This is a genomic window from Macrococcus brunensis (assembly GCF_022343725.1).
Classification (GTDB): domain Bacteria; phylum Bacillota; class Bacilli; order Staphylococcales; family Staphylococcaceae; genus Macrococcus; species Macrococcus brunensis.
In genome coordinates, this window is record NZ_CP092179.1 from 762221 (window position 1) to 780432 (window position 18212).

Annotated in this window: 17 protein-coding genes; 15 read left to right on the forward strand and 2 right to left on the reverse strand. The window is 36.8% G+C overall.

Annotated features, from left to right (window positions below; translation table 11 throughout):
- The first annotated feature begins 32 nt into the window (after positions 1–32).
- Entirely contained in the window at positions 33–2018 is a 1986-nt protein-coding gene (locus tag MGG13_RS04030; RefSeq protein WP_239035452.1) for an acyltransferase family protein, read from the forward strand.
- A 152-nt stretch (positions 2019–2170) separates the two neighbouring features.
- Positions 2171–3346 carry a glycosyltransferase family 4 protein gene (locus MGG13_RS04035; RefSeq protein ID WP_239035453.1) on the forward strand — a complete coding sequence of 392 codons (1176 nt, stop codon included), beginning with the start codon at positions 2171–2173 and terminating at the stop codon, positions 3344–3346.
- A 29-nt stretch (positions 3347–3375) separates the two neighbouring features.
- On the opposite strand, the gene galU is transcribed toward MGG13_RS04035, so the two are convergent.
- Positions 3376–4248: a UTP--glucose-1-phosphate uridylyltransferase GalU gene (galU, locus tag MGG13_RS04040; RefSeq protein WP_239035454.1), complete on the reverse strand. Its 873-nt coding sequence runs from the start codon at positions 4246–4248 to the stop codon at positions 3376–3378.
- Between the two features lie 229 nt (positions 4249–4477).
- On the opposite strand from galU, the gene MGG13_RS04045 reads away from it, so the two are divergent.
- From MGG13_RS04045 to MGG13_RS04105, 13 genes are all read left to right on the forward strand, one after another.
- Positions 4478–6307 carry a polysaccharide biosynthesis protein gene (locus MGG13_RS04045; RefSeq protein WP_338041228.1) on the forward strand — a complete coding sequence of 610 codons (1830 nt, stop codon included), beginning with the start codon at positions 4478–4480 and terminating at the stop codon, positions 6305–6307.
- A 41-nt stretch (positions 6308–6348) separates the two neighbouring features.
- Positions 6349–7026, forward strand: coding sequence for a YveK family protein (locus MGG13_RS04050; protein WP_239035455.1), 678 nt, complete (start codon positions 6349–6351; stop codon positions 7024–7026).
- Positions 7027–7035: 9 nt separating this feature from the next.
- Complete coding sequence (locus tag MGG13_RS04055) at positions 7036–7719, forward strand: CpsD/CapB family tyrosine-protein kinase (protein WP_239035456.1); 684 nt, start codon at positions 7036–7038, stop codon at positions 7717–7719.
- A 43-nt stretch (positions 7720–7762) separates the two neighbouring features.
- A complete protein-coding gene (locus tag MGG13_RS04060) occupies positions 7763–9064 on the forward strand; it encodes a lipopolysaccharide biosynthesis protein (protein WP_239035457.1) in 1302 nt (433 codons plus the stop codon).
- The gene (locus tag MGG13_RS04065) at positions 9051–10205 is read left to right on the forward strand and encodes an O-antigen ligase family protein (RefSeq protein ID WP_239035458.1); all 1155 of its coding nucleotides are present in this window, start codon (positions 9051–9053) and stop codon (positions 10203–10205) included. Before MGG13_RS04060 ends, MGG13_RS04065 begins: the two co-directional genes overlap by 14 nt.
- Positions 10195–11394: a glycosyltransferase family 4 protein gene (locus tag MGG13_RS04070; RefSeq protein WP_239035459.1), complete on the forward strand. Its 1200-nt coding sequence runs from the start codon at positions 10195–10197 to the stop codon at positions 11392–11394. Before MGG13_RS04065 ends, MGG13_RS04070 begins: the two co-directional genes overlap by 11 nt.
- Before the next feature lie 24 nt (positions 11395–11418).
- Positions 11419–12552 (forward strand): DegT/DnrJ/EryC1/StrS family aminotransferase, encoded by a 1134-nt coding sequence (locus MGG13_RS04075; RefSeq protein ID WP_239035460.1) that lies wholly within the window; start codon positions 11419–11421, stop codon positions 12550–12552.
- 21 nt (positions 12553–12573) lie between these two features.
- Complete coding sequence (locus MGG13_RS04080; protein WP_239035461.1) at positions 12574–13005, forward strand: GNAT family N-acetyltransferase; 432 nt, start codon at positions 12574–12576, stop codon at positions 13003–13005.
- Positions 13006–13007: 2 nt separating this feature from the next.
- A complete protein-coding gene (locus MGG13_RS04085; protein ID WP_239035462.1) occupies positions 13008–13616 on the forward strand; it encodes a sugar transferase in 609 nt (202 codons plus the stop codon).
- Between the two features lie 17 nt (positions 13617–13633).
- Positions 13634–14683, forward strand: a complete 1050-nt coding sequence (locus tag MGG13_RS04090; RefSeq protein WP_239035463.1) for a GNAT family N-acetyltransferase — start codon at positions 13634–13636, stop codon at positions 14681–14683.
- A gap of 303 nt (positions 14684–14986) precedes the next feature.
- Entirely contained in the window at positions 14987–15784 is a 798-nt protein-coding gene (locus tag MGG13_RS04095) for a tyrosine-protein phosphatase (RefSeq protein ID WP_239035464.1), read from the forward strand.
- Between the two features lie 49 nt (positions 15785–15833).
- The gene (locus MGG13_RS04100) at positions 15834–16358 is read left to right on the forward strand and encodes a YdcF family protein (protein ID WP_239035465.1); all 525 of its coding nucleotides are present in this window, start codon (positions 15834–15836) and stop codon (positions 16356–16358) included.
- An 18-nt stretch (positions 16359–16376) separates the two neighbouring features.
- Positions 16377–17471 (forward strand): acyltransferase family protein, encoded by a 1095-nt coding sequence (locus MGG13_RS04105; protein WP_239035466.1) that lies wholly within the window; start codon positions 16377–16379, stop codon positions 17469–17471.
- Positions 17472–17514: 43 nt separating this feature from the next.
- Here the strand turns inward: MGG13_RS04105 and MGG13_RS04110 are convergent, their stop codons facing one another.
- On the reverse strand, positions 17515–18180 hold the full coding sequence (locus tag MGG13_RS04110; protein WP_338041250.1) for a S1 family peptidase: 666 nt from the start codon (positions 18178–18180) through the stop codon (positions 17515–17517).
- Between the last annotated feature and the right edge of the window lie 32 nt (positions 18181–18212).

Consider the following 18212-nt stretch of genomic DNA (forward strand, 5'->3'; position numbering starts at 1 on the left):
TGCTAAAAAAGTGTGAGGAGAAAATAATAAAAATGGATTCTGTGCAAACAACCCCAAAAAAATTCAGACCAGAAATAGAAGGGTTAAGAGCAGTTGCTGCTCTTCTAGTGGCTGTTTATCATATCTGGCTCAATAAAGTCTCAGGAGGTGTAGATGTCTTCTTCGTAGTTTCAGGATTTTTGATAACGACAAGTTTGCTCTCCAGAGTCAGAAGGAATGGTAAAATCAATTTCTTTGATTTTATATTCGGGCTGCTAAAGAGACTAATGCCATCAGCGTTTTTTGTTCTTCTTACTGTAATTGTTCTCAGTTTCTTCTTCTTGGACCAAAACAGATGGCTACAGACCATACGGGAAGTTTTCGCGTCAGCACTCTATTTTGAGAATTGGCAGCTAGCTATCAGTTCAACTGATTATTTAGATCAGTATAATGCCAAGAGCCCTATCCAGCATTTCTGGGCCATGAGTATACAAGGACAATTCTATATTATATGGTTTCTAATTTTTGCGACAGCATTGCTATTTTTTAAAAAACAGTTTAGAAGGGCACTTCTCATTATCTTCTCAGTTCTCTTCGCTGTATCGTTTATTTATTCTATTTATTTGACTTCAGTTAATCAACCATTTGCGTATTTCGACACACGTACGCGTGTATGGGAATTCGCGTTCGGTGCAATTCTCTGTCTGACTATTAACAATATAAAATTACCACCTGTAGTCGCTGCAGCATTCGGATGGATTGGACTGTTGATGTTAATATTATGCGGGCTATTGCTGAACGTTTCATCAGCATTTCCGGGTTATGTAGCACTTATACCGACATTAGCCGCTGTTTTCATTCTAGTCTCAGGTGAAAACCAGTCTGGTTACGGCGTGGAGAAGTTCCTTGGTCAGCGTTTCATGGTTAAACTCGGTGGCTTTTCCTACGGGTTCTATCTATGGCATTGGGTCATACTTGTCTTCTATAAAGAATTATTTAAAGCGGACACACCGTCATTAACAGATGGTCTTGCAATTATGCTGTTCTCTTTACTGCTCTCATGGTTAGTGACAGCTGTTATCGAAAAACCCATCAGAAAAATAAAGTTCAGCAACCAATCTTGGCAGATGGCTGGCGTGTTATTAATAATTTTACTGCCAGTACTGCTAGTGAATACAGCTTGGCAGCAATATCTGCTTCAGCATGAGAAACAGGCAGATATATTAATCGGCTCAGAAAGTTATCCAGGTGCTCAAGCAGCGAATAAGGATAATATACCTGTCAAGCCTTATTTGCCTGATGACGCAGCTGTGGCAACAGATAAGGCAAAACCATTTCTCGATGGTTGCCAACAGGCAATCAAGTATCAGACCGTAAAAATCTGCGAATATGGTGTGACAGAAAATTATGAGTATACAGTAGCATTAGTAGGCGGTTCACATTCGACACATTGGTTCAGTACACTTGAGGAAATCTCTAAGAAGTATCCGATTCGCATTGTCAATATGACGAAATCAGGCTGTAGACTGACGACAGAGAAGTTTAACTACGCATTATGTGATGAGTGGAATGAAAAAATTATCGATAAAATAGCAGATGTGCAACCGGACATTGTCTTTGCACCTGCTGAAATTTCACATTTCAATGTCAAAGAAGTCCCAGAGGGGTATCTAAAGCAGTTTGAAAAGCTGAATGCTCTCGGTATTCATGTATTTGGCGTCCGTGATACACCTTATTTCAAGATAGATATTCCTGATTGCCTAGTGAACTACGGACGGGATAGCGAAAAGTGCACTGTTGCTAAGAATCTTGTGGTTCCTGAAGAAACAGACTGGTCAAAAGTTGAGAAAAAACCGACTAACGTCCATTACTATGACTATACAGACTACATTTGTCCCGATGATCTCTGCAGACCAGTCATAGGGAATGTAGTAGCATATTTTGACAAAAATCATATGACAGATTCATTTGGACGAACACTTGCGCCTACTGTAGAAAAAGATTTAATACCATTGTTGGAAGATGTGAAGAAAGAATAATACAAAAACTTGAAAGTACTTAATATGGCTTATAATTACCAATAATACATATATAAACAGCTTTCCCTAAAACACGTTCAGCTTTTTTATATTCTGAAGAATAGCTGCGGTCATGCTATAATAAACGGACTATACTAAAAGGTGAGAGACACATGAAGATATTACTCGTAACGCAGAACTTCTATCCGGAGATCGGCTCAGGCGCCAACCGTTTCAGAAATCTGTATAATCATTTATCTAAAAACCATCAAGTTGATGTGCTGACGACAGAACCGAGCTATCCGAACGAGAAGATGTATCAGGATCAGAAGTTCTGGTACGATGAGCGCATTAACCAGTCAAATGACATCAAACGTATCAAAATGAGAACATCCAAACAAAGCAAGTCCATGGCGATGCGTCTCTTATATTACTTTGAGCTGGGCTATAAAGTGAGACGTACAATTAGAGAACAGCAGCAACATTACGATATTCTCTATGTCACGACGCCGAATATCTTTATGCCATGGGCGGCCTTCTTCGGCCAGAGGCATGAGACGAAAAGAGTGCTCGAGGTCCGGGACCTGTGGCCGGATTCACTGATCGGCATTGACAAGCTCAAGTCATTCAAGTTCATCTTCCCGGCACTTAAATTTCTGGAGAAACGGATGTACCGAGTATCAGATACCATCATCATCAATAATGAAGGCTTTAGAAGTCATATCAAGAAACTCGCGCCGAAAATCAGCCAGTACTACTTCCCGAATGCCTTCAATCAGGAAGAGCTCGCCTTCAGTGAAGTGAGCGAGGCCTTCAAGGTCATCTATACCGGTAATATCGGCTTCGCCCAGAGCTATGACCAGCTGATAGAAGTTGCAGAAGGGCTGGAGAAAAAAGGCATCTACTTCAACGCCGTCGTCTACGGTATGAATGCCCATAACTTCTTCAACTATATCAAGGACCATGACTTCAAGTATGTGACCGCCTATCATGAGAAGAGCCGCCAGGAATGTCTCCAGATGATCCGCACGCACAATATCCAGCTGTCCCTCTTAAAGGAGACGGATACCTTCCTGACGGTCCTGCCCGGTAAGATCATCGACGGCATCGGCTGCGGTGTCCCGGTCGTCACGAATCTCGGCGGCTATGCCAATCAGCTGATCAATGACAACCAGGTCGGCTACGCGAAAGAACGCGCGACAACAACAGAGATACTCGATGCGATTGAACAGATTAAAAATAACCATGCACTCGAACAGCAGATGCGGGAAAATGCACGGACGCTCGTACAGGAGGAGTTTCTGTGGGAGAAGAATATTAAGAAGCTGGAAGAAGTATTGAAACGATAAAAAGCGATCCGCCAAATGCGGATCGCTTTTTATTGATGGCGTTTAATTAAATCCTCCATAAAGGGAAGCAGTTCATCTTTTAAATCTGACCGCATGGCATACTCTAGTGTCGTTGTTACAAATCCTAGTTTATCACCGACATCATAACGGTTGCCCTCGAAGTCATAAGCATAGACGCTTGTGGCTTCGTTGACTTTCTGGATGGCGTCCGTCAGCTGGATTTCTCCGCCTGTGCCGATTTCCTGTGCATCCAGATAGTCGAAGATATCCGGTGTCAGGACGTATCTGCCCATGATGGCGAGGCGGGAATCCGTCGTGCCGAGTTTCGGTTTCTCGATCAGGCGGTCCACTTTGTACATGCGGCCTTCCTGTTCTGAACTCTCGATAATACCGTAACGCTCAGTATCCTCCCTGGTGACCGTTTTGGCGCCAATCACTGAAGTACCCGTCTGCTCGTAGACATCCATCAGCTGTTTGATGGCAGGGACCTCAGCGTCCACAATATCATCACCGAGCAGCACAGCGAACGGTTCATCACCGATAAACTGTTTAGCAGTCCAGATGGCATGGCCCAATCCGCGCGGTGATTTCTGTCTGACGTAGAAGATGTTCGCTAAATGCGTCGAATGTTCAACCTTCTCAAGCAGATCAGTCTTGTTCTTCTCCTTCAAGTTCAGTTCAAGTTCCAGCTGAGAATCGAAATGGTCTTCAATTGCACGCTTATGTTTGCCGGTGACGATAATGATGTCTTCAATACCGGCAGCGACCGCTTCTTCGACAATATACTGAATGGTCGGTGTATCAAGAATCGGCAGCATCTCCTTCGGCATCGCTTTAGTGGCAGGCAGAAAGCGTGAGCCGAGGCCTGCTGCAGGAATAATGGCTTTCGTAATTTTCTTCATCTACATTTCCTCACACGTTTATTTACTCATATCATAACAGAAGGGACGCTGGCATGTCATTCATACATACCAGGGATGCATGTCATCGTATAATAGTACACAACATTAAACATGAAAAAAACATAGGTAATTTGTATTTTTTTAGAAAATGGACTAGTAATTCAATAATTCTTTAGTAAAATAATTATAAGAGTATTTTCAAGATTTTGATGAGGAGTGCATAGCGTACATGAAGAAACTGAAAACATTGAGTTTAGTGGCGGTTGATAGTTTTATTATTATCTTCGCCATTTTTTGTGGGCGTCTGATTACAGAACGGCCGGATCTGCCGCCCGCTTTATTCTATATTGTTACATTAGCGTTGTTATTATTCACTTTCCAGTTATTCGCATACATATTCAATCTCTACCAATGGATGTGGCAGTATGCCTCCATCAGGGAGGTCGTTAACGTCTTCTATTCAGTGTCATTCAGTGTGCTGACAAGTATAGTCGGTGTCGTGCTGTTTTTCAGATTACTGCATTACAATTTTGATATCCCGGTCAGTCTCTTCTTCATTGCCTGGCTGATTGAGCTGGTGTTTATAGGCGGGCTCAGACTGGTCGGCCGTATCATGTATCTCGACCGTATGGACCACACGGATAATGAACGTGTGCTGATCTTCGGTGCTGGTAGGGGCGGCGCCATCCTCGCGCGTCAGATGAACCACGTCCAGCGCATGAAGATGACGCCTGTCGTCTTTCTGGACGATGATCCGGACAAATGTAAGAGGGTCATCAACGGCGTCAAAGTAGTGGGCGACCGGACGAAACTGGAAGAAACCATTCAGAAGTACAATATCGATAAGGTCGTTATCGCGATGCCGTCCCTTGCCCGTAACAAAGTGAAGGAGCTCTACGACAAATCCAGTGCCTGTGACGTCAAGGTGCAGATTATGCCGGACATCGATGACATCCTCGCCGGCCGTAAGGAAGTCTCTATGCTGAAGAATATCGACCTCGAGGACCTGCTTGGTCGTGACCCGGTCGTACTGGACTCAGAAGAGGTCTCCAATGCCATCAATAATAAGACCATTCTCGTCACAGGTGCCGGCGGTTCCATCGGTTCTGAAATCGTCCGTCAGATCAGCAAGTTTGGCCCTAAACAGGTGATTCTCCTCGGACACGGTGAGAACAGCATCTATCTGATTCATCAGGAGATGATGAATCTCTACAAAGACGGCGCTATCAAGTATATCCCGGTCATCGCAGATATCCAGGACCGCGATAAAATCTTCAGCGTCATGGCGCAGTATCAACCGGCTATCGTCTATCACGCAGCAGCACATAAACATGTGCCGATGATGGAGGCGAATCCACGGGAAGCGGTCAAGAATAATATCCTAGGGACGAAGAATGTCGCAGAAGCATGTGCTGCAGCGGGTGTTCAGACATTTGTCATGGTATCGACAGACAAAGCAGTGAACCCACCGAATATCATGGGGGCGACGAAACGCTGGGCAGAGATGATCATCCAGAATATGAATGGCCGCAGCGCGACGACATTCGTCGGTGTCAGATTCGGCAACGTCCTCGGCAGCCGGGGTTCAGTCATCCCGCTCTTCCAGAAACAGATTGCAGCAGGCGGTCCTGTCACCGTCACCCATCCGGACATCACCCGTTACTTCATGACGATACCTGAAGCTTCGAGACTCGTCATTCAGGCCGGTGCACTGGCGCAAGGTGGTGAAATATTCGTCCTTGATATGGGACAGCCGATGAAGATCGCAGACCTGGCGAAGAATGTCATTGAACTGTCAGGTAATACAGTGGAGGATATCGGTATCGAATATACGGGGCTCAGACCAGGTGAGAAGATGTACGAGGAACTGCTGAACGAGAATGAAGTCTCAAATAAGCAGGTCCACGACAAAATCTATGTTGGTAAGGCAGTGCCGAAAGATTATCATGAACTCCTTAAAGATATCAATCAGTTGCTCATGATGGATAAGGAAGAGATGAAGACACTGGTCATTTCGGAGGCCAACAAGAAATTTTACAATTCCCAAATGAGTCATTAAAAGTTATGATAAAGGTAAAATAATTTATATTTGGAGGCATTATGGAAGAAGTAATCGATTTAAAGGAAATATTGGAGATTTTAAAGAGGAACTTAAAGCTTATCTTAGGACTGGGTATTACGTTTGCGTTATTAGCATTTCTTTATTCTGCATTTTTAAAGACCCCGATTTATCAGTCTGAATCACAAGTGATCATCAACCAGAAAGGGAAAGATACCAACGTCTATAATCCAGGCCAAGTGCAGACAAACTTGCAGCTGATCAATACATATAGTCAGATGGTCAATTCTAAAGTGGTGCGTCAGCAGGTTGTTGATAATTTAAATCTGAAAACTGACGAAGAAGCACTCGCTTCAAGAATCAGTGTGACAAGTGAAGCGGACTCACAGCTGATGAAAATCAATGTATCAGGCCCACAGACTAAAAACAATGCACGTATTGCAAATGAACTTGCAGCAGTCACACAGAAAGAAGTTAAACGGGTGATGGGTGTCGACAACTTATCTGTCTTCTCTAAAGCAGATGAAAATGAAAAACAGTCACCGGTCAAGCCGAAACCACTTAATAATGCGATTATCGCAGGGTTATTAGGTCTTATCTTAGGAACAGCGATCGCCTTTATGAAGAAATTATTAGACAACCGTATGAACACAGAAGAAAAAGTAGAACAATACTTAGGTTTACCGACACTCGGCAAAATCTATAAGATTGAGGAGTAGGAGTTTACTATGGCTAAGAGAAGAAAAGCGAACATTAATCAGTTAGAAATACTTAATCGTCCGAAATCCGTTATCTCAGAACAATTTCGAACGTTAAGAACGAATATTCTTTTTACCTCATCAGATAATGCAGTTAAACGCGTCATGATTACATCATCTGAGCCAGGAGAAGGAAAATCCACGGTTTCAGCAAACACTGCTGTCGCTTTTGCGCAGGCAGGCTACAAAACAATTCTGATAGATGCTGATATGCGTAAACCGACACAGCATAAGATTTTTTCCGATACCAATGCGATGGGGTTATCAAATCTGATTGCAGGACAAGCGAAATTAGCTGATGTGTTGAAACAGACTGAAGTCGAAAAACTTCATTTAATCACTTCGGGTCCTGTACCACCCAACCCTGCGGAACTGATAGGTTCTAAAGTGATGGAAGACTTATTGAACCATCTAGATCAAGAATATGATGTGATTGTTATCGATACCGCACCTGTACTTGCTGTTACCGATTCAAAAATCATTGCGAATCTGGTTGATGGCTCATTATTGGTTGTTAATGCTAATCATGGGCATAGAGATAAAGTGATTAGTGCAAAGAATGAGTTAGAAAAAAGTGAGGCACATATACTTGGCGTTGTGCTTAATGAACTTGATGTTAATGAAGCAGGATCAGACTATTACTATTATGAGTAAATAAATCAATATAAGTTTTTATGTCAAAGATTAGTAGGAATTTATGAAAAATAAATTTGAAAATAAGTTTGTAAAAAATGTATTAGCGTTGTCATCAGGAACTTTTTTAGCTCAGTTATTGTTATTTTTGACTTCCCCATTACTCACTAGGTTATTTTCACTTGAGAATTTTGGACAACTAGCTATTTTTACATCATTCCTTTCAATATTCATGTACTCTTTATCTCTAAGGTATGAATTAGCATTTATTAATATTTCAGTATTAAAAGAAAAACTAAAGTTGCTAAAATTGTTGATTCTATTGGTTATAATAAATGCATTATTGGTTGTAATAATTTTAATGTTATTGGAGTTTTGGAGTATTGTTGAATATTTCAATAATACATTTATGTATATATTATTATTATTAAGTCTAGTTGGTATTGGTATATTCAATGTATTTGAGCATTTTGCAATTTCGGAAGGTAAGTTTAAATCATTGTCAATTTCTACAATCCAACAGACACTCACGTTAGTAGTTGTTCAACTATTAGGCGGAGTATTATCTTTAAATAAGGGTTTAATATTAGGAGATTCAATATCTAGGTGGTCAGGAATAACTGTATTAGTTAAAAGTTTGACTAAAGAACAATTTATATATTTATTAAATGTGAAATTAAGGGAGGGCATAAAATATTTAAAAATATACAGTGATTATGCAAAATACAGTTCTATTTCAGGTATAACGAATAATTTTGTAATGCAATCGCCTCCAATAATCTTAGCTCTATATTTTCAACAACCTCTTATAGGATTATTCACTATATTACAAAGAGTTCTTGTGGTTCCAATAAAACTTATTAGCCAAGCTGTTAGACAGGCATACACTAATCGTTTAAAAGAATACATAACGAATCATAAATATAGTGATTTAAAAATATTTATGAAAAAAATAGTCCTTATTCTTTTTGCTCTCAGTATATGTCCATCAATATTGTTATATCTGTATGGAGAAAATATTCTAATATTGATATTTGGAAATAATTTAGAAAATAGTGAAAGAACTTTAAGGATTTTATTAATATATTCTATTAGTCAGTTTATATTCATACCAATTGCTAATACTTTAGAATTTTTAAATAAGCAAAAAATAATATTTTATTGGCAATTAGTAAGATTTATTTTTGTGGTTGTTATTTTAATAGGTATGCCGTACTTCAATTTTAATTTTCAACAAACTTTACTAGGATATGTTTCAATCATGAGTTTATTTTATATAATGTTATTTATAATTAATTTGCTTTTATTAAACAAAATTGAAGGATCTTCAACTATTTCAGAAGGGGGTACATATGAAAAACAGTGAAAAGTATAATTCATTAATTGTATCAATTTTTCTATTTCAGTTTGGAATATTACTCCCCTTTAATAAACTAATAGAAGTAGAATATTTATATATCGTATGTACTGCGTTATTGCTACTTATAAGTTTAATTATTAATCGACTTAAAATTTCTTTATATTTAACGATAATTTGCATATTTATTTTCATTATTTTTCTTAGCAGTTATTTTATTCATAGTGTAGATTATAGTACTTTTATTTTTATTACTATCAGTTTTGTAGTGAAAAGTTTATCAGCATTTTATGTTGCTTCAAATAAAATTTCTATTCACAATTTGATAAATTATTTGAAAAAATTATCTTATATTAATCTATTTTCTATCATAGTCGGCATATTTATCTTTCATATTAATCAAGAAATAAATTATATGAGAATTGGTTATGCTTTAGTACCTTCAGCACTAATATTAGGTTATGACGTAATGCGCAAAGAAAATAGGATAATTAGTCTCATTTTCTATTTGATAACCTGTGCATTAATGATTCTTTATGGTAATAGAGGAGTATTTATTGTATTAATTTTATTTTTGATACTTTATATAATTTTTATCGTAAAAATTAATTTTAGAAATTTTATATTATTGACCGTTTTAATAATCAGTGGATATTTCCTTTTGATTTCTGAATTTTTTAAGAGTATTGTGCATCTTGTATTCGTTAATTACTTTAATGGATCTTATGTCCTTTTAAAATTTAATAAAATGATAGAGGAAGGTTTTGTATCTAGTCTTTCAGGAAGAGATGATATTTATAAAGATGCTTTAAATTATTTCATAGATAGTCCTATAATAGGCAATGGATTTGGTTATAGCTTCTCAGTCTCTGACACTTCATTTCATAATTTTGTTCTACAAATTGCAGTTGAATTCGGAATAGTAGGGCTAATTCTATTTTGTATAATATCTCTTATCATTTTAAAGATTCTACTTCAATGTAATTCTAAAGAATGGAAAATTACTTTTCTGTTATTCTTGTCGCTGGCAATGGGTAGATTACTTGTTAGTTCAGATATTTGGTTAAGAACTGAGTTATGGATTTTTTTTGGATTAGTTATAAACTACCTTACATTTAATAATAAAGCAGGAGGAAAGAATGAATACTAATACTATAGTAATTTTAAATCACCATGCTTCTATAAATAAATACGGTAGTAGAGGGAGACATTATCTTATTGCTAGAGATTTAAGTAAAATGGGGTATGATGTAAAGTTAATTGCTTCTTCATTTAATCATAGTACAAAAAAATATATACATAATGATAAGTTAAGAAAGGACTATGTGAATAATCTTTTCAATTTTATATCAATTAAGACATTGCCAAGATATAAAAACGATTTAGGAAGATTAATAAATTATTTCCATTATGTATATAAAACAATAAACTTAAAATTCTATCAATCTCCTGATGTAATTGTAGGTTCTTCAGTTCATCCATTTTGTTGGATATCTGCATATCAGTTATCAAAAAAATATAATAGTAAATTCGTAATTGAAATTCGAGACATTTGGCCACTAAGTATTTATGAAGATGTTCCGAAATTAATGTGGCCCTTTATTAATATTAGTATAAAATTTCTTGAGAGAAGATATTATAATAAAGCAGATTCTATTATAGTGACAGCGCCTAAAGCAGATAAATATCTTCTAGATAATTTTAATGTAGATCAGGATAAGATTCACTATGTTCCTCATGGTATTAATATTGAGGAATTTGATAATAACAATAAAATATTTGTCAGAAAACTACCCGATAAGTTTAACATTACTTATATAGGTTCACTCTCCAAAAGTGAAGGATTAGAAAATCTATTAGATTTAGCTAAACAACTAAGGAATAATAAAGAAATTAATATTAATATTTTTGGTGACGGTACTGAGAAAGGAAAGTTGGAAAATATCATTAAAAGCAATAACTTGATAAATGTAAAATTATATGGGGCTATTGATTCTAAGTATGTGCCTAATATTCTGTCTAATTCAGATATATTATGGTGCGGATTAAAAGAAAGAGAAGTTTTCAAATATGGAATAAGTAAGAATAAGTTTTTTGACTATTTAGCAGCAGCGAAACCTATTATTTTTCATAGTAATGTTAAATATACACCTATAGACAATATTCAGTCAGTCCATAAAATTCCTTTAAATAAATCTTCTAAAGAGGAGGTATTAGAACTTTATAATCTGTCAAAAACAGAAAGAATAAAGTTAGGAAATATAGGAAGAAAAGTTTTAGAGACTAACTTTACTAGTTTAGTTATAAGTGAAAAATATTTTAATTCTTTTAATTTGTAAATTAAGTAGAAAGGATGAACGATATTGAACAATAAAATACACTTATCTATAGCAGATATAGGAAAAAGCGAATTGAAATATGTTCAATCTGCTTTTGATGATAACTGGGTGGCACCTCTGGGGCCAAACGTTGATCAATTTGAGGAAGTAGTCGCTAAATATGTAGGGCGTCAGGCATCCACTGCACTAGCAAGTGGGACCTCAGCTATTCATTTGGCACTTAAACTATTAGATATTCAGCAAGGTGATACTGTCTTCTGTTCATCTCTCACATTTATTGCGAGTGCAAATCCGATTCTCTATGAGAAAGCCGAGCCCGTATTTATTGACAGTGAATTTGATACTTGGAATATGTCACCTGTAGCCTTGAAAAAAGCATTTGTTGAGGCAGAAGCAAGAGGCAAGTTGCCAAAAGCAGTTGTCATTGTCAACTTATACGGCCAGGTTGCTAAGATGGATGAATTGCTTGAAATCTGTAATGAATATGGTGTCCCGGTTATTGAAGATTCAGCTGAAAGTTTAGGTTCATCGTATAAAGGTAAAAAGTCTGGAACATTTGGTAAGTTTTCAATCTTCTCATTTAATGGCAATAAGATTATCACGACATCAGGTGGAGGGATGTTACTGTCTGACGATCAGGAATTGATTGCAAAAGCTAAGTTTTTGGCTACTCAGTCAAGAGATCAAGCTCTGCATTATCAGCATAGCGAAGTGGGTTACAACTATCGCTTAAGTAATGTCTGTGCTGGTATCGGTCTAGGACAGATGGAAGTATTAGACCAACGTGTTAAGCGAAGAAGGGAAATCTTTGATATTTATGCTGTAGAATTAGCAGAAATCAAAGGACTTCATTTAATGCCTGAACTTGAAGGGACTTTCTCAAATAGATGGCTAACTGCGATGACGCTCGATCCTGAAGTTGTAAGTGTTACAACAGTCGATTTAATTCATCATTTAGCAGAATTCAACATTGAATCTCGCCCTGTATGGAAACCGCTTCATCTCCAACCTTTATTTGAGGGGGCGAAATATTTTAAACATAACGAGGATGTTTCTAAATATCTATTTGATAATGGTATCTGTTTGCCATCAGCATCGATTATGTCAGATGAAGACGTTAGACTTGTCTGTGATAAAATTAAAAGTTTCCTTAAATAAAATTATTAATATGGAGAAGATATGGAAAGATTAAATATCAATCTTATTACAAAAAATAGAGAAGAAATTATTAGTCTTTTAGATGATGTTATAAAAGAAAAAAGCATAGCAGAAGAAAAATATCAGCAATTATGCGATTACATTTCTTCGAAGAATACATATATCTATGGTCATATAAAAGATGAAAAGGTTGTATCTTTAATTTGGTTTTATAAACGTTTATTTGCCGGTCAAAATAGAATTCATATCTCATTTATATCGGTAGATGAAAATCATAGAAAAAAAGGGTACGCTAAACAATTAATAGACTTTTGCATGGAGACAGCAAAAGAAAATGACATTGAGTTAGTAGATTTAAACGTTGATTCCGATAATGTGATTGCACGTAAATTATATGAAAAACTCTGTTTCCAAGAAGAAAAGGTTTTACTTTCACGAAAGGTAAGAGAATAATCATGTATGCAAATTTTTTGAAAAGACCTTTAGGACTGCTCATCTCACTTTTATTATTAATCATGTTATGGCCAGTTATGTTAATAATCTCAATATTAGTTTTAAAATATCATGGCCGCCCTATACTATTCAAACAGAAGCGACCAGGTAAAAATGGAAAGATATTTAACATGTATAAATTTAGAACAATGACAAATGAAAAAGATAAAGAAGGAAATCTGCTTCCAGATGAGCAGAGATTAACAACATTTGGTACAATGCTTAGACGTACGAGTTTAGATGAATTACCTGAACTATTTAATATTGTCAAAGGTGAAATGAGTTTTGTCGGCCCTAGACCATTATTAATAAAATACTTACCTTATTATTCAGATATTGAGTCTCGAAGACATGATGTTCGACCTGGTTTAACAGGTTTAGCTCAAGTTAATGGAAGAAATTTGTTATCGTGGGACAAACGTCTTATGTTAGATGTAGAATATGTGGAAAATATATCTTTTTCTAATGATTTGAAAATATTACTTAAGACTATTGGAAAGGTAGTTAAGCAAGAAGATATAGTTGAAGGCAACAATCATATTTTACAAGATCTTGATATAGAACGTCAGTAATTATTGGGGGTCATAACATGTTTAAAGTCATTTCTTTTAAACAAAGAGAGGAATGGGAAGGCTTTATTGAGGAGTCTAATCAGGCTGATGTGTATCATCAATGGGGCTATGTAGAATCATATAGAATAAATGGGGACGGTGACCCTATTTTATTTACTTACAAATCAGAAACTACCGAAATTATTAATGTAGTTTTAAAACGCGATATATCTAAAAATCCTAACTTTAAAAGTTTACCTAGAAATAAATATTTTGATTTTGTTTCTCCTTATGGCTATGGTGGAACTTTAATTCAAGGCGATAATAAGTTAGAGATTGAAGAATATTTTAGACTGTATAATGAATATTGTACTAAAAAAAATATAGTAAGTGAGTTTGTAAGATTTAATCCTATTCAAAATAATATTGAACTTTTAAAGAATTATTATGATGTAACTACACTGGGCGAAACTGTTGCAATTAATCTTCATTCTACCAAAATGGTATGGGAGAATATGCAAGCAAGACATCGTTCAAAGATTCGACAATCAAGTCGAAAAGGTATAGAAGTATTTTGTACAAATTCAAAATCAATACTCCCTAAATTTATAGAAATATATGAAGAAACAATGACTCGAGACCAAGCTGATTCTTACTACTTTTTTAAGAATGATTACTATAGTAGTTATTTTGAAAATTTAAAACAAAATTTTTTAATTTTCTATGCAGTTTTGAACGAGGAGATAATTTCTGCAGCTATTATTTTGCTAGGTAATAGAAAATTACATTACCATCTATCAGGTACTAAAGATGAATATCATTCTCTCGCCCCCAATAATCTTATACTGACAGAAGTTGCATTATGGGGTGCTAAAAATGGCTATGAAACTTTCCATTTAGGGGGCGGGTTAGGCTCTAGGGAAGATAGTTTATTACAATATAAAAAAAAGTTTAATAAAAATAGTAACTTAAGATTTTCTATTGGAAAGAAAATTTTCAATCATGAAGTTTATAATGATTTACTGGAAAAAAGAGGATTTGAAGAAGAAGTTTCATTTTTTCCTGAGTATCGAGCTGCAAATATTTAAGTATATGATGCAATGTTTGATTATAATAAATTTGTGATTATAAGTTAAATAATAAAGCGATAAATAATCAAGGGATTAAATGATGTCAACTCTTGGTTCTTCTATGTTACATATAGTTTTTAATAATTTTATCCATTTAAGAAAGCAAATCATTCTTCATTTCTGGGTTCTTATTCTGTTTTCAAGCCTAGATTATTAAATTTAAGAGTAACTTGTTCTTTTAAACAGATTGTTCTATCTGTTTCTCTCATAATTATTAAAATGATATAGCTAGATGAAGAGTTAATATATGGAGGGAATTGTATGATAGATATCCACAACCATTTATTTATCGGTGTCGATGATGGGCCGAAGTCTGAGGGAGATGTCATTGAATTATTACATCAGGCTGAGGATCAAGGCATCACTGATATTATTGTTACACCTCATCACTACTCGGGTGATTGGCTGAATCCACAGGAAACGGTTCTGCTGAATATTAAGGATATTGAGCGTATTATTAATGAACAGCAGATCGATATCAAGGTTTACCCGGGTCACGAGATTCGCGTCAATGAGAAGGTCATCGATGAGCTGAAGTCAGGCTATAATATGCCGCTGAATGACTCTAAGTATGTGCTAATTGAGTTTCCGTTCTCTGATTATCCGCATTTCGCAGAACAACTACTGTACCAGCTTCAGATGAATGGTTATGTACCGCTAATTGCGCATCCTGAACGCTGTAAGCCGCTGATCAAGAATCCCGATAAGTTATTCGATGCGATTGAAAAGGGAGCCATTGCACAAGTTACGTCAGCTTCTGTGACCGGTGATTTGGGTGACAATCTGCAGGAGACATCGCTTGAGATGATCAAGCATAATCTCGTTCATATCATCGGCAGCGACGCCCACAATGCTGAGACGCGTCCATTCTTGCTTAAGGAAGCCTATGATGTTGTTGAACGGGAATTAGGCTCGGAATACGTTGAGCGTCTGAAGGCTAATGCTGAGGCTATTCTCCATAATAAAGATGTTCGAGTGAAGCCACCCCAGAAGATGGAAACGCATTATACGAAGAAGTCCAGCTCAAAAAAGAGAAAGAAATTCCTGGGATTGTTCTAATATGATGAAGACGACCAAGCAGGCTGTGTTGATTATCCTTACACTCCTCATGTTGTTCTCATCATTCGTATTAGTAGAAAGTTTACAGACGACTAAAAGCGATGTGCCTATTAAGAGTGATGTAATTGTCGTATTGAACGGAGATACAGGACGGATTGAGAAGGCGGTTGAACTCTATAAGCAGGGGCTTGCACCTTATCTGATTCTGTCCCCTGCCGATACGACGAAGTCTGATGATATCTATCAGCAAGCCATTCGTCTAGGTATCCCCGCAGATCGGCTGCTTGTCGATAATCAAGCGACGAGTACTTTTACAAATAGTACGATTGTGAATAACCTAATGAATCGCTATCATATGCAATCTGGTATCGTGGTGACAAGTGATTATCATCTGAAACGAGCGAAGGAAATTTTTGAGCGTTATAAAGGTAATAAAGTTTTCTTCTATGTTAGTGCGCCTGATGCCAAGGGTCGCTCCTGGTATGAGAGACCGGATGCCTTGAATCTTTGGCTATCTGAGTTGAAAAATAATATCGGCTATCGTCTCGGCTTATTCAGATGGATAGATGAATAGTGATAGGACAGAGATGTTATGAATAAGAAAATTGAATATCTTGATGCTCTCCGTGGCCTGGCGATATTAGGGGTTATGACGACTCATGTAACAGTAGCTTTCCCAGAATTACTTCCTATTACCTTTCATATTGGCAAGAATGGTTCACGTGGCGTTCAATTGTTTTTCATTGTCAGTGCCTTTACGTTGATGCTTTCATTGCAACGTGCAGGGAAGCTTGAATTAAAGTCATTTTATATCAAACGGTTTTTTAGAATAGCACCAGCATTTTATATGGCCTTCCTTTTTTATTTCCTGTTTAACGTGATTAAATATATTCTGCATCAGGATCATGCCTTAAGTGCTTATCTCACCTCTAATGTAATAGGTACACTCGCCTTTTTGAATGTGCTAAGGATGGACTGGTTGTTCAGTCTCGTACCTGGAGGTTGGTCTATTTCCAATGAATTTCTATTTTATTTAGTGTTGCCGCTTATTTATGTTACGTGCCGGTCCTTGAAGCAGGCTTTTATCTGGCTGATTTTAACGATGATGGCAGGTATTGCTCTTACTATGTTATCTCTTCATTATTATACTTATAATCCCAAGCTTTATATGTACTATTTCTACTGGTTTCCTAATCAGCTGCCTATTTTTTGCATGGGCATCCTTTTGTTTTTCATTGTTTCTTATAGTAAGGAAGCACGGTTCTCTCCTCAAATGGCGAATATTTTTTTATGGCTCAGTGTCTTTTTAATGATAGCCTTATCCACTATGAAGTTTGAAGGCTATCTCTTATACTTCAATCATTATCTTTATGGCTTATTGTTCAGTTTATTTGCATTTTGTCTCTCTGTGACGCAGACGAAAATATTTGTTAATCATTTTTTAGTCTATATCGGACAAATCAGTTTCAGCATGTATTTAATTCATTTCTTCTTTGTAGAAATGTTACTAAAATGCCTGAAAGCTCTCCACCTTTATGAGCCCGGTAATATATTAAGTTATGTCTTGATGTTATTAAGTGTCTATATTCTTTCTATAATCGCAGCACATTTTAGTTATCATTATCTGGAATGGCCAGGCATACAGCTCGGTAGGAAATGGATTAAAAAATTAAATCGTCAATCATAGAAAAAGAAGCAAGGATGAGTAACACTTCATCCTTGCTTCTTTTTTAATAGCTATATTGCAGTACTTTAGCACCTGAATAGCCATAAAGTGACTCGGCACCTGCAAGTTCCACGTAGCCATATTTATCATCATTGACATTGTAGAGTTTATGACTGTATGTTCTGACCCCGTAGACATTGAAATTACTGTCTACAAGTTGAGAGCCTGAGGCACCTGCTCTGAACTTATCTTTCATGATTAGTTCAGTTTTATTGGCACTTTGCGCCAGGAACATCGCCTGATTCCAGTAGCGTTGTGTATAATCATCCGTGCCATGATAAGGATAGCCCACTGAATAAAGAGGGGTGCCTTTCTTCAGGCTCATGATCTTCCAGTCAGGAGCCAGGGGAAGCGGTCGGACGTAATTCGAGAGCTTCGTGTAAGTATGGAGGACAGCGAGATCAGCATAAGGAATCTTAATGATATCTTTGACCTTAAAGTTGTAAGGGATATGGGCACCGTCCCGGTTCATCATGAAGCGGACATAACTGACATTTGATTTTGTGCCATTTTTATTATCGATAACGTGCGCATTGGTCAGAATCGTATAGTCATCAATGACGAAACCGGCACCCATCGACTCAATGCCGCGACCGGCCCAGCCATCTTTATTGGAGATATAACCGACAGCTTTGTAGCGGGATGTATTGCTGTTTGTTGTCCTGTCAATAACGACTTAAAAATCCTCAAAAACAACGGAAT